The organism is Taibaiella sp. KBW10, from assembly GCF_003852495.1.
In the GTDB taxonomy this organism is placed as follows: domain Bacteria; phylum Bacteroidota; class Bacteroidia; order Chitinophagales; family Chitinophagaceae; genus Edaphocola.
Window position 1 is genome coordinate 90247 of sequence record NZ_QAJI01000005.1, and the last position, 12294, is coordinate 102540.

General features: G+C 41.9%; 12 protein-coding genes. 1 reads left to right on the forward strand and 11 read right to left on the reverse strand.

The features are described from left to right. Window positions 1–61: 61 nt before the first annotated feature. The 10 genes from DBR32_RS10975 to murI form a co-directional block, all read right to left on the reverse strand. Window positions 62–1636, reverse strand: a complete 1575-nt coding sequence (locus DBR32_RS10975; protein ID WP_124636384.1) for a DHA2 family efflux MFS transporter permease subunit — start codon at window positions 1634–1636, stop codon at window positions 62–64. A 26-nt stretch (window positions 1637–1662) separates the two neighbouring features. After that, entirely contained in the window at window positions 1663–2778 is a 1116-nt protein-coding gene (locus DBR32_RS10980; RefSeq protein WP_124636385.1) for an HlyD family secretion protein, read from the reverse strand. Window positions 2779–2805: 27 nt separating this feature from the next. Further along, entirely contained in the window at window positions 2806–4161 is a 1356-nt protein-coding gene (locus tag DBR32_RS10985) for a TolC family protein (protein ID WP_124636386.1), read from the reverse strand. Further along, window positions 4145–4789, reverse strand: a complete 645-nt coding sequence (locus DBR32_RS10990) for a TetR/AcrR family transcriptional regulator (protein ID WP_124636387.1) — start codon at window positions 4787–4789, stop codon at window positions 4145–4147. The genes DBR32_RS10985 and DBR32_RS10990 overlap by 17 nt, the downstream gene beginning before the upstream one ends. 157 nt (window positions 4790–4946) lie before the next feature. Next, window positions 4947–5171, reverse strand: coding sequence for a uroporphyrinogen decarboxylase (locus tag DBR32_RS10995; protein ID WP_124636388.1), 225 nt, complete (start codon window positions 5169–5171; stop codon window positions 4947–4949). Between the two features lie 52 nt (window positions 5172–5223). After that, window positions 5224–6519 carry a UDP-N-acetylmuramoyl-tripeptide--D-alanyl-D-alanine ligase gene (gene murF, locus DBR32_RS11000; protein WP_124636389.1) on the reverse strand — a complete coding sequence of 432 codons (1296 nt, stop codon included), beginning with the start codon at window positions 6517–6519 and terminating at the stop codon, window positions 5224–5226. A gap of 14 nt (window positions 6520–6533) precedes the next feature. Continuing rightward, the gene (gene tilS, locus DBR32_RS11005; protein WP_124636390.1) at window positions 6534–7904 is read right to left on the reverse strand and encodes a tRNA lysidine(34) synthetase TilS; all 1371 of its coding nucleotides are present in this window, start codon (window positions 7902–7904) and stop codon (window positions 6534–6536) included. A 91-nt stretch (window positions 7905–7995) separates the two neighbouring features. After that, window positions 7996–8490 carry an OmpH family outer membrane protein gene (locus tag DBR32_RS11010; protein ID WP_124636391.1) on the reverse strand — a complete coding sequence of 165 codons (495 nt, stop codon included), beginning with the start codon at window positions 8488–8490 and terminating at the stop codon, window positions 7996–7998. Window positions 8491–8535: 45 nt separating this feature from the next. Beyond that, window positions 8536–9054 carry an OmpH family outer membrane protein gene (locus tag DBR32_RS11015; protein WP_124636392.1) on the reverse strand — a complete coding sequence of 173 codons (519 nt, stop codon included), beginning with the start codon at window positions 9052–9054 and terminating at the stop codon, window positions 8536–8538. A gap of 86 nt (window positions 9055–9140) precedes the next feature. Beyond that, window positions 9141–9965: a glutamate racemase gene (gene murI / locus DBR32_RS11020; protein ID WP_124636393.1), complete on the reverse strand. Its 825-nt coding sequence runs from the start codon at window positions 9963–9965 to the stop codon at window positions 9141–9143. Between the two features lie 183 nt (window positions 9966–10148). On the opposite strand from murI, the gene DBR32_RS11025 reads away from it, so the two are divergent. Further along, a complete protein-coding gene (locus DBR32_RS11025; protein ID WP_124636394.1) occupies window positions 10149–11123 on the forward strand; it encodes an AraC family transcriptional regulator in 975 nt (324 codons plus the stop codon). Between the two features lie 179 nt (window positions 11124–11302). Here DBR32_RS11025 and DBR32_RS11030 read toward each other — a convergent pair whose 3' ends face one another. Next, window positions 11303–12238, reverse strand: coding sequence for a GNAT family N-acetyltransferase (locus DBR32_RS11030; protein WP_124636395.1), 936 nt, complete (start codon window positions 12236–12238; stop codon window positions 11303–11305). Between the last annotated feature and the right edge of the window lie 56 nt (window positions 12239–12294).

Consider the following 12294-nt stretch of genomic DNA (forward strand, 5'->3'; position numbering starts at 1 on the left):
AGAAAGGTAAAGATAATCGAATTATTTCAAAAATACCATTCGATCAATATGAGTAATGTGCCTAATGCACATTACTCATATCTACTTTTGCCTTACTGCTTTTGGCAAATAATATGATCGGAATACCAATGAGGAATACCAAGCCAATGCCCATAAATACATCCATATAAGAAAGTACTGCGGCTTGTTTCATAATGGTACCTTCCATAGAAGTGTAAGCCATTTGTTGTGCTGTGTTAAAGGCAAAGCCCTTACCCATAAACATACCGACCATCCCATCAAATTTCTGCTGGAAATTAAAATTGTCCGCACGAATATTGCTGATCATATCTCCTCTGTGTACTGCATTCTGATGACTCATATAAGTCGTAATCAGCGCAACACCGAAAGACCCCCCTAACTGACGGGTCATCCCGGTAAAGGAGGCGCCTTCTCCGATTTCGCGTCCTTTCAGCGTACTGAGTGCGAGCGTCGTGATCGGAATAAAGAGCATACTTAAAGCAAAGCCACGGAACATAAGCAACCAGAAAAAACTGTCGCCACTGGTATCCGGTGTCAGGATATTATGTCCCCAAACGCTATAGATGAAGAACATCAAAAATCCTGTAGCGGCAATGTATTGCTGCTTCACCCCCCGCTGTATGAGCTGTCCCACAATAGGCATCATAAAGGCGGTCACTAGGGCGGCAGGCACCATGATCAAACCGGCCTGGTAGGCCGACCATCCTAAAGAACTTTGCAGATAAAGTGGTATGATAAAGGTAGAGCCATATAAACCGAAGCCTAAGATAAATGTCAGTATGACGCCGATTTTCAGGTTACCATCCTTGAGTACCCGCAGGTTCACAATCGGGTTCGCACAGGTTAATTCCCGCCAGAAGAACAGGTAAAAACTAACTACAGAGGTAATGGTCATGGCTAAAATAGTGCTGTCGCTAAACCAGTCTGATTCCTGCCCGCGTTCTAATACGAACTGCAAGCTACCTACCGCAGCAGATAAGAAAAGAATACCCCACCAGTCCACTTCTTTGGCACTTTTTTTAGTGCCACCGTAATTTGGATTCTTCACAAATTGCAAGGCCAGGATCGCAGCAATGATGCCCAATGGAATATTAATGTAGAAGATATAAGGCCAGCTATAGTTCTCTACCAGATAGCCCCCCAGGGGCGGCCCCAATGTAGGCCCTATGATGACACCCATACCGTACAAGGCCTGGGCCATACCCCGTTTTTTAGCCGGGAATACTTCCGTAATAATTGTTTGTGAGGTAACCAATAAGGCACCCCCGCCCACACCTTGCAGGAAACGGAATAAAATCAGTTCCCACATGGTTGTGGCATTTCCGCAAAGGAAAGAACAGATGGTGAATAAGATGATCGATGCGGCAAAATAATTGCGACGGCCAAATTGTTGGGATAACCAGCTGGTCATAGGAATGATAATTACATTACCAATGGCATATGCTGTGATTACCCAACCGATCTCACTCAATGTTGCCCCCATATTACCTTTCATATCGTTGAGCGCCACATTGACAATAGTGGTGTCTACGATTTCTAACAGAGCACAGATAATAGCGGTGACCACAATAATGACCCGTCTACTGCCATACTCTACTAAAGAGTCTTGTTCCATAATTTATTCAATCAATGATTAAAGATTTATTTCAAATGCACGTCGACAAATACATTCATACCGGAACTCAGTTTATTCAGGAATTCCTTGCTGGCATTTGTGTTAAAGTCGATTCTTACCGGTACCCTTTGTACTGTTTTAATAAAGTTACCAGAAGCATTATCCGGCGGCAACAGAGATGTTTTAGAGCCGGTGGCCGGTGCAAATGAGGTTATGGTACCTTCCAGCTCCTGGTTTGGATAGGCATCAACTTTAAGGGAAACTTTCTGACCGATTTTCATTTTGGTCAATTGTGTTTCTTTAAAATTAGCAACCACCCATTTTTTATCATCCGGTATAATCTGGAATAAAGCTTGTCCGGGTTGTACCATTTGTCCGGGTTGAATATTTACGGTACCCACATGGCCATCTACAGCAGCCAGGACTACAGTATAGCTCAGGTTCAATTTAGCGGCAACTACACCCGCTTCGGCTTGTGCTATAGAAGCATTTGCCACCGCAACCTGTCCGCGGTTAATCCCGCTTTGTGCCGCTACAGAAGCCGTTTGCTTACCTGCAGCTTGTTTTTGCGCATTAAGTATACCCAATTGTTTTTGGGCAATCAAATATGCTGCTTCTGCTTGTTCAAATTGTTGTTGGGTAACAGAGTGATCTTTGATCAGGTTTTGAAAACGCTCATAGTCTTTTTGTGTTCTCCACAAATTCACTTTGGCACTTTCAATCTGTGCATCGATTGTATTCGTATTGGCTTGAGACGAAACCACATTATTTTGTGTTACAGATTCGCCCGCAGCGGCTACACCCACGCTGCTTCTTGCAGAGATCAGCTGTGCTTCTGCTTCTGTCAGTTTCACGGCATAATCCCGATCATCCAAGACCAACAAGGTATCGCCTTTTTTTACGTATTGGTTATCTTGTACTTTGATTTGAGCGACATAGCCGCCTACTCTAGGAATAACCGGGCTGATGCGGCTGCTCACCTGTGCATCATCGGTATCTTCATGCTTTTGTGATTCCACGTATTTATAAAAACCGTAACTGCCGCCAAGTATTACTAATGCTCCAAATATCAGAGCAAATTTTTTGCTTTGTTTCTTTTTAGGCAAAGTTTCTGTGCTGTTTTGAGAATTATTGTTTTCCATTTCTTATTTTGATTATAATCTGATTTATTATTTTTTTTGAGGATAATATGTTTGGTTTAACAAACCGGAGGTAAGGAGTAATTTATTATATGCGATCTTGCTGTCTACTTTTGCAAATTCATAGTTTACATTGGCCTGCAGTTTGCTCGCATCTGCATCTAAAAGCTCTGTGGCGGTTGCTAAACTGTTATCGTATTTGTTCTTTACAATTTTATAGTTTTCATTAGCCAGGTCTATCGCACTCGACAGCACATCCACTTTTTTCAGGCTTTCCTGATAGTCTTGGTAAGCCTTATGGATCTGTACTTTAATACCATCTACCATTTCTTCTTGTGCCAGTTTGATATCTTCTTGCTGCGCTACGCTTTGTTTTACTTTCGCCTTGTTTTTATACAAATCCGCGATGTTATAGCTCAGTCCGACACCCACATTCATGGCATTCTGTACGGTTACGAGATTATGTACATCTGCGGCAATATAGCTTCCGCTCAAAGCTAGAGAAGGCAAGTAAGCACCTTTGGTAATCTTTGTATTGTATGCCGCCGCTTCCGCACGGTTTTCTAATGCGGCCAGGTCTTTCCGGTTTTGCATGGCCTGAACCGAAAAATTGTCTACCGCCTGCAAATTCACCACTTCGTGATGGATGTCTTTCGCGATCCCGATTTCGGTCTGATCGTCTATACCCAATAAAAGGTCAAAATTATAATTAGCGATCTTTGTATCGTTTTCCGCGTCCAGCAAAGCCAGTTCCATGTTTTTTTCCTGTAGTTGAATATTCAACAGGTCATTACGCGGTATCAGGCCATTTTTTTCCATATTGGTAAAATCTTTCGCCCTTTGATTAGAAGTCTTAAGATTTTCCTTAACCAGATTCAGATAAGATTGGGCTTTATACAAATTGTAATAGGACTCTATCGTATTTTGGATCACGGCTTCCTGCTGATTGTCCACATCCAGGGTAGCTGCTTTCTGCAGGTATTTCGCAGCTTGTATGCCATTGGAAATGCGGCTCCCTGAATATAAGGGAAGGGATGCTGTAGCCATTCCCAGTGCTACCTGATTTACTTTAAAACTTCCTGAAGACTGCTCTCCGCCTTCAGAAGCCAGGGATTTTAATAAAGGGCCACTGATGCTTGGCGTGTTCAGGCGCATGTATTGTGCGCTGATCTTCACATCCGGTAGCCGACGGTCTTTGGCTTCTTCTACCTGTGCGTTCGCAATGTTGAGTGCTACGGCACTTCTTTTCAGGGATTTGTTGTTTTTCACCCCCAGTTCAATAGCTTCTTCAAGACTCATATTTCTTTTTTCCTGAGCCAAAGCGTCTAAAGACATAGCCATGAGTGCAGCGAATGCAAATACGGATAACTTATTTTTCTGTATCATTTGTTAAATATGCTTTTAGCATTGTTTTTAATTCTTTACTTAATTTTTTGATCACTTTATTTTTATATGCCTCGCCATCGTTGTCGGGAATATTGTAGACTAAACTGTAATAAGGGGTATTGCTGATGATATGGTTGATGGCACCAATCATGATACAAGCAAGCATGATTACATCCACATCTTTCCTAAAGATGCCGGCCTCCTGGCCTTTCTTAATCACCGCATCAATCATCTTCCTGTTATCCATCCTGCTTTTGATGATTTTACTGAAGATCACGGAGTCCTTTTGCGCCTCGATGGTTGTCTCGCGGATCATGATCTTATTAAATCTTCTGTTCTGATAAAAAGAGAGGATAAAATAATCGACCAGCCGTTCAATTTTCTGTAAAGGCTCTGAGGTATTATTGACCAGGATAGCATCTATTTCAGAAGTCTTTTCGGACAAGTGTTTCTCAAATATGGCTTCCAGCAGTTCCTGTTTAGAACCGAAATAGTAGGAAATCATGGCCAGGTTTACTTCTGCGGCATCTGCAATATTCCGTACCGAAGTCCTCGTAAAACCCTGCTCTGAAAATAACTCTAAGGCTATTTCCATAATATGCAATTGCTTATCATTATACTCGCTCATACAAAATCAAACGGTTGTTTAAATGCAAAATTATAAATTAATTAAACAAACGTTTAATTAATTTATAATTTTCACAAAACGTTCACATCTATAATGCAATAAGCACCACCCTTCCGGATAGTGCTTATCGTATTATAACATACTGTTTAATAATGTTTTATGCTGTTTTTTTGGCCAGAAATAAGTGATAAATCTGTATGAGGCCAATAAGGCCATTGGAGATGATGATCGGGTATTTCCAACCTAATAAAATGCCATAGGCAACAAAAAGAATACAGCCTACAAGGTTAATGATGCGGACTATTTTCAGTTGTTTGGGGATAAAAGAGATGACGAGTAAGGCCATGGCAAAGTATCCTACGATTTCTACATAATCTCCCATTTTAAACTATATTTCAAGGGTTAATGTTCCAAAATTAAAGGCCTAATTTACTTTAGGCTTTCTTCAGGGCTTCCAAAACGAGTTCCATTTGCGCGCCACGGGAGCCTTTGATCAGAATAGCCGCTTCTTGCAGGTCCAGCTGTGCCAACCAGGCTGCTGCTGCAGTCGAGGTTTCAAACCATTGGTAAGGATGATCGATTCCTTCAAATTCTTTTCCCACGAGGATCACCTCTTTAAATTGTAGTTGCTCTGCCAGATCCACGAGCGCTTTATGCTCTTCTGCGCAGCTATCGCCCATTTCTTTCATGGCACCCAACATAAGCCATTTCGTTTTCGGCGTTTGCAGCGCAGCCATATTCTCTATCGCCAGCTTCATACTACTAGGGTTGGCATTATAGGCATCCAGGACGATCATATTCGTACCCAGCTGTAATAATTGGGAACGGCTGTTAGAAGGGGCATATTGCTCCAAGGCCTGCTTTATGGTATCAATATCCATATCAAAATAGGTTCCGATCGCAATGGCGGCCAATACATTGGGCAAATTATAATCGCCTACCAACTGGGTTTGGATACTGGTCTCCATACCCGAACTTAAAACTGCTACATTTAGCAAACCTGCGCCCTGCAAGGCTTTCCCAATGAGCTGAGCATTTGCTGTTCCGTAGCTGTACTGGCGGTTAATTCCTTGTGCCATCGTACTCAGATAGTCCAGATCGCTATTGATAAAGATCATTCCCTCATGTGCCCTGAGGTAGTCAAATAATTCTCCTTTGGCTTTCTTAATGCCTTCCACACTGCCAAACCCTTCCAAATGCGCCTTTCCAACATTATTGATCAAGCCAAAATCCGGTTCGGCTATTGTACAATAAAAAGCGATTTCTTTTTGATGGTTTGCGCCCATTTCTATGATGGCCATTTCCGCATCCGATCGGATTTTCAAAATGGTGAGGGGCACCCCAATATGGTTATTCAGGTTCCCTTCTGTAGCATAGGTTTTGTATCGGGCAGACAGCACCTGTGTCACCAGCTCTTTGGTGGTGGTTTTTCCGTTTGTACCCGTAATGGCGATAAAAGGAATGGTAAATTGGCGCCGGTGATGTAAAGCCAGTTGTTGCAAGGCCGGCAAGACTTCTGCAACAAGCAGGCAGCGCTCGTTAAGCACCGCAGCGGCTTCGTCTACAATGCAGTATGCCGCACCGGCATCTAAGGCTGTTTGCACAAAATCGTTGCCATTAAAACTGGCTCCTTTCAAGGCAAAATACAAATCGCCCGGCTGTAATTTCCGTGTATCAGTTTGTACCTGTGGGTGTTGCAGGTATATATCGTATAAGGATGCAATCGTCATGATTATTCCGAATTTTATATTGCTTTGTTTTTGGTAAATTTCAGGTGCAGTAAGGCGGTATTCCCGTCCGGGACTTTAAATCGCTCATCGCTGCGCAAACCACATACCCACATAATCTTTTTCTGCTGTTCCAATACCCAAATATCTTCTTTTTCGTGCAAAGGTATCTTGGCATCTATCAATAATTTTTTTACTTTTTTCTTTTTCATCCCCATTCCGAACGGATACAGGTAATCACCCTCTCTCCAGGGCCTTAGCACTAAGGGAAAGGTAAGCTTATCTGCTGCGACAAAGAGCTCATCCGGGCCAATGTGGCCGGCATCCGGAATGGCCGCCACTGGCCGTATCTCTACTGTAAATGTTTTCCCGCTAAGGGTTCTGGTATCTTCTTTGATCAGTATATGGCCACTCTCTGCTTCTTTATGAGGTGTAAGGATAAAGAAATGACGGTCTTTTATCAATCGGTAATCGCCCAGTGGTATATAATGGCCAGATATGCTGTGCATCATATGGAGTACATCGGGCAGTTGTGCCGGGCTGAGCCCGAAGGGTTTTAAAAGCTCATATACGATGGTTCCCAAAGGCTTGCAATGCATGAGCCGTCGCAAAGGAATACGGTACTCACTACCCTGCTGCTGTAACAACTTCTTTCTATACCCTGCTATACTTTGCTCATATAAGATCTCCACTTCTGCAAAGCGCTGTGTATTTGCGTACAGGTTTGTTACTGCATTAGGGAAAACCTGTTCTATTGCGGGCAATAAATGATGCCGGATATTATTGCGCAGATAATCGTCCTTCTGATTGCTTTTATCTTCGCGCCATGCTATATGTTCTGTTTCTGCATACTGAATAATCGCTTCTTTTTTGAAGGATAATAAGGGGCGGATAATGCGTTTCTTTTCGGGTAAGATGCCATGCAGGCCGGCAATACCGGTTCCTTTAAAGAAATTAATCAACAGTGTTTCTACACTATCCTGCTGATGGTGCGCGGTTGCAATACAATCATATCCCAATTCCTTTCGTACCTGCTCAAACCACTCATATCGGATATGGCGGGCGGTTACCTGTACATTCGTTCCCTGATCGGCCATAATTGCCGTAGTATCAAAATCGGTAACCTGGCAGGCCACCTGATGCAATGCTGCCCATTCACGCACCAAATCAGCATCGGCATCGGAGTCTGCTCCCCGCAAATGAAAATTGCAGTGGGCTATGGCAAAGTCAAAACCAGCCAGGCCATAGGGCGAGCGGGCATAGTACTGCTTTGCCTTCCGGAATAAGTCTGCCATGACCATACTGTCGACGCCGCCACTAAGGGCAAGGAGCACCGTGCAATGCCGCCAATTATATTGTTCTATTATTTTAATGAATTTATCCAGCATAGCTTAATCTTCGCGCCGACAAAGGTACATACAATAAAAAACCTCTTCAAGCTTGAAGAGGTTTTTTATACACAAAATATATTAAAAGGCCTTATTTAGCACCCAATTTTGTTTTTAACTGAGGCGTTACATTATCAGAATCTTTGGCGAATAAAACGCTTTCTGCATTCAAAATGTAATCATAACCATTGGCAGCCGCATATTCTTTAATCGCTTTTTGCGCTTTATCCAATACTGGTTTTACCAATTCGTTGCGTTTTGCTTCGATTTTGTCCTGAGAAGATTGCTCATACTCAGAAACTCTTTTTTGTAAAGCAGCAATTTCAGATTCCTTTGCTTCTCTTACGGCATCGGTCAATGTTTTACCGGTTTTATTATAAGCTTCAAATTTTGTTTGAAGTTCTGTACCCATTGTTTTGTAGGTATCTTCAAAGGTTTTTGCGTATGCTTCCAGATCTTTATTCGCTTTCACCATTTCCGGCATTGTCGCTAATAATTCATTAGCATTTACATACCCGATCTTTTGTGCATTTGCACCAATCGCCATCAATACTCCTACAACGGCTAATACAAAGAATTTTCTCATTTCTAATTTTATTTTTTAATTTTTATGTGTGCAAATATATATGAATTATTTTTTCGCATTGGGTATTAATTTCAAAACTTCTTCGCTTTTGTCCAGTTTAGGGTCTGCGTAGAAGATGGTAATACCACCGGATTTATCATAAATCATATCGTAACCTCTTGAAGTTGCAAAAGTTTGTACGGTATTAAATACTTTATCCTGAATGGGTTTGATCAGGTTTTGGCGTTTTTTGAATAATTCGCCTTCATAGCCAAAATATTTTTTCTGTAAATCTTTTGCTTCTTTTTCTTTTGTTACGATTTCGCTTTCTCTTTTAGCCCTCATCGTCTCAGAAAGCATGGCGCGCTCTGCCTGGTAGCTTTTATACATTTGGTCTACACTCTGCATTTTTGCATCTACTTCTTTCTGCCAGCCATCAGATATATTGTCCAGTTGTTTTTGCGCATCACTATATTCCGGAATTTTATCCAGGATATATTTGGAATCGATCACGCAGTATTTCTGTGCCTGTGTGGCCAGGCTAGTCCCGAGGACCATTAATGCAGCGACAATTAATTTTTTCATAATGTTTTATCTATTTTAAATGTGCTTTTTAGATGTCCGAAGTTAAGTTAAGTTTAATTAATACCCGTATAAAGCTGCAATTTTCACTATTTTTTGACAACATTACAGGATTGGGCTTTTATGTCTTTTCCGAAGAACAAACTGGCATGTGCTTCAAAATCAGATACTTCACCCGTAGTATAGAACAACATATCCCCTTTTCTATCAACACCGGTTTCTGTTTCGGAATGGCGTTTCAGATAAGCCTCCAGGCTATCCGCTACCAATTCGCCCTGACTTATTATGTTAACGGATTCCGGCACGAATTGTTGTATGATGGGCTTTAAAATCGGATAATGGGTACAGGCAAGCAGTATCGTATCGATGGCTTTATCTGCCAGCAGCAGTTGCTCCACATCGGATCTTATGATGAGTTTTGCCGCATCGGTCTGATAGGCATTGGCTTCGACCAAAGGTACCCACAAAGGGCAGGCATGCTGGCTGACTTGTATTTCCGGGGCGAAGTGTGCCATTTCAATCACATAGGAATTAGATGCTACGGTACCGGAAGTGCCCAGTATGCCAATATGGTTTGTCCTGGAATACTGGTGAATAATTTCTGCGGTAGGCCGAATGACTCCTAAAACTCTTTTCTCCGGGCCTATTTTGGGTAAATCGTTTTGTTGAATGGTTCTTAATGCCTTGGCAGAAGCGGTATTACAGGCGAGGATGACCAGGTCGCAACCGGCATCAAATAACCATTGTACACATTCAAGGGTATATTGGTATACGGTCTCAAAAGAACGGTTACCATAGGGTGCCCGTGCATTGTCGCCAAGGTATATATAGTTATAGTCCGGCATTTTGGCCACGATAGCCTTAAATACCGTAAGCCCTCCGTAACCTGAATCAAAAATACCGATAGATGCCATTAGGGAATAATTAATGAAGCCTGCAAATTAAGGAATCTCCGGCAAATTCATTCCGACAGGGCCGGCTTCCTTTTTGATCCTTTTAACACCGCCACTTTATGTCCGGCAGGGCTACAATATTTTTAATGCCTTATCTTTGCGCGATATGCCTGTGAACAGTTCACTTCGTTAATCAGATAAAGCATGAAAATAAAAGGAGACAAAGCCCAACCACTTACACTTGAAACTTGCAGCAAATGTACCGTACAGGATGGCGGTCATATGAAAGTGTGTGAGCTGGCGAACGGATCCTTTCAGGAGGTTTTTCTTAAAGGTTTTTCGATCAGCTATGGCAATATCGATATGATGAAGGAACGCCTGATTGCTTATACTTCTGAAGAACCAAGTGTCAAAATGCTATTTCAATTCTGTGGCTCAAGGGTCTTAAAAATCCAGGGTTTTGCAGAAGATGTGGAAATGTCCTGCAACAGTCACACTTTGCTCTATACAAATGTAAATACCGGACAGGTATACTATTCGGGTTGTGAAAATCAGAAGTTCCTGGAGGTTAATTTCAAACCTTCTTTTCTGCTTCCTTACTTACCCAACGAAGCGCTTTTCAGCCGCTTTTTAAGCAATATCAATAAAAAGAAGAACTGTGTACTTACGGCACAAAAGGGTTTGGTGACGATCCCGATGCAGCAGGTAATCGACAGCATTTTTGAGAGTAAAAGAACGGGTGGTCTACAGCATTTGTTTTTGGAAAGTAAGATCAAAGAACTTTTACTGCTGCAAATAGAAAGCTATTTAAAACTGCCTTCGGAAGAATCGGCAGTGGTACATAAATACCATGTAGATAAGATTTACCAGGCGAAGGCTATTATTGAAGAAAACATAAGCCATCCCTGCTCACTGATTGATCTGGCCCACCAGGTAGGGACTAATGAATGCACTTTAAAGAAAGGGTTTCGTGCTTTGCTGGATACCAGCGTATATAGCTATTGGAACGACCTGAAAATGCAAAAGGCCTATGCCATGCTGCAGGAAAGTGATACTTCTATTGCGGACATTGCCTTGGATACCGGTTTTAAAACACCACAACATTTTTCTACTGCATTTAAAAAGAAATATGGCCTTACGCCCGGCAAGGTAAGGAGTGGCATGGTAGCAGAGTCGTAAACCGTTCTGTAGCGTTTACCTTTTTATTCCAAGACCAATTCCTTTTATTCATTTACCGCAACGTTTGGGGTAAACGCTTTTTTAGCCTTTTTTATTGATCATTCCATTAAGGATATACCTTATTAAAACAGGCTATATCCTTAATGAGTTCATACTTCATAAGATGCGTATAGGATGTATTATCCTTGTTGCTGAAAAGTGCTTACATGCCGTTCCGCCTTGGATGGGAAAATATCTTTAATGCTGATCAGGATACAGGTTTCCTCTACATCCCCAAAATCGGGGTTATTGGCGGTATCGAAGGTTTTCATGGTACTGCTCAGATTCATATAACTATTCACCAGCGGCGGAATATTCTCCCCATACTCCTTTACAATGCTGTTCAGCAGTAAATGCCCTTTCTTATACTCCAAACCAGTAAGTTGTTGCACAAAATCGGTTACAGGGGTGGAGAGGTCTACTTTTAGCTCTGGTTTAGCTGTTAGCAAACGGTCTTTGTCGGGGAAATAGTGTTGCAAAAAGGCCATGATATGATCCCTTGCATGTACATTAAAGGTTTTGTACATCGTTACTTTTCCGAAAAAGTATTTGATTTCGGGATGTAAAATCACCAACGCGCCTAATCCATCCCAGAGATTATCCAGGCTAAAAAGTCCTTTTTTACCCCCATCTTTACTCTGGTATAGGGGTTGTACAAAACTTCTGCCCAATTCTATGGTCTGGGATAGGTATTCGGTTACAAAGGTATCTGAAAAGTTGAAGTAGTGTGTGGTAGATAAATGAACATGACCTTGCTCGTCAAGCGCATCCTGACATTTTATATAGCGGTATCCTCCTATAATCTCTTTGTCTTCCGGACTCCACACAACCAATTGCTGATAAGCGTAGGCACCCTGGTCGTATTCATCCAGATCGTAGGGTTTTCCGGTACCACCACCGCCGTCTCTAAAGGCCCATTCTCTTAAACGGCCTATCTCTAACAATACATTTGGGGCATTCTGTGCGTTTACGATGTATATCTCATTCCCTCCTTTGTTGGTTTTACGCAAAAAGGTTTTCTCGTTCAATTCTTGTGCTAATAAGGCTCTGGATACTGGTGCTATAATCTCTTCCATCTATTGCTACAGATATGGTTAATTAATATTTTAAATAAGGCTTAAATTTAATACTA

Bases quoted from the DNA above. Each gene is read 5' to 3' on its own strand.
- DBR32_RS10975 (WP_124636384.1), bottom strand. From the start codon at position 1,636: ATGGAACAAGACTCTTTAGTAGAGTATGGCAGTAGACGGGTCATTATT.
- DBR32_RS10980 (WP_124636385.1), bottom strand. From the start codon at position 2,778: ATGGAAAACAATAATTCTCAAAACAGCACAGAAACTTTGCCTAAAAAG.
- DBR32_RS10985 (WP_124636386.1), bottom strand. From the start codon at position 4,161: ATGATACAGAAAAATAAGTTATCCGTATTTGCATTCGCTGCACTCATG.
- DBR32_RS10990 (WP_124636387.1), bottom strand. From the start codon at position 4,789: ATGAGCGAGTATAATGATAAGCAATTGCATATTATGGAAATAGCCTTA.
- DBR32_RS10995 (WP_124636388.1), bottom strand. From the start codon at position 5,171: ATGGGAGATTATGTAGAAATCGTAGGATACTTTGCCATGGCCTTACTC.
- murF (WP_124636389.1), bottom strand. From the start codon at position 6,519: ATGACGATTGCATCCTTATACGATATATACCTGCAACACCCACAGGTA.
- tilS (WP_124636390.1), bottom strand. From the start codon at position 7,904: ATGCTGGATAAATTCATTAAAATAATAGAACAATATAATTGGCGGCAT.
- DBR32_RS11010 (WP_124636391.1), bottom strand. From the start codon at position 8,490: ATGAGAAAATTCTTTGTATTAGCCGTTGTAGGAGTATTGATGGCGATT.
- DBR32_RS11015 (WP_124636392.1), bottom strand. From the start codon at position 9,054: ATGAAAAAATTAATTGTCGCTGCATTAATGGTCCTCGGGACTAGCCTG.
- murI (WP_124636393.1), bottom strand. From the start codon at position 9,965: ATGGCATCTATCGGTATTTTTGATTCAGGTTACGGAGGGCTTACGGTA.
- DBR32_RS11025 (WP_124636394.1), top strand. From the start codon at position 10,149: ATGAAAATAAAAGGAGACAAAGCCCAACCACTTACACTTGAAACTTGC.
- DBR32_RS11030 (WP_124636395.1), bottom strand. From the start codon at position 12,238: ATGGAAGAGATTATAGCACCAGTATCCAGAGCCTTATTAGCACAAGAA.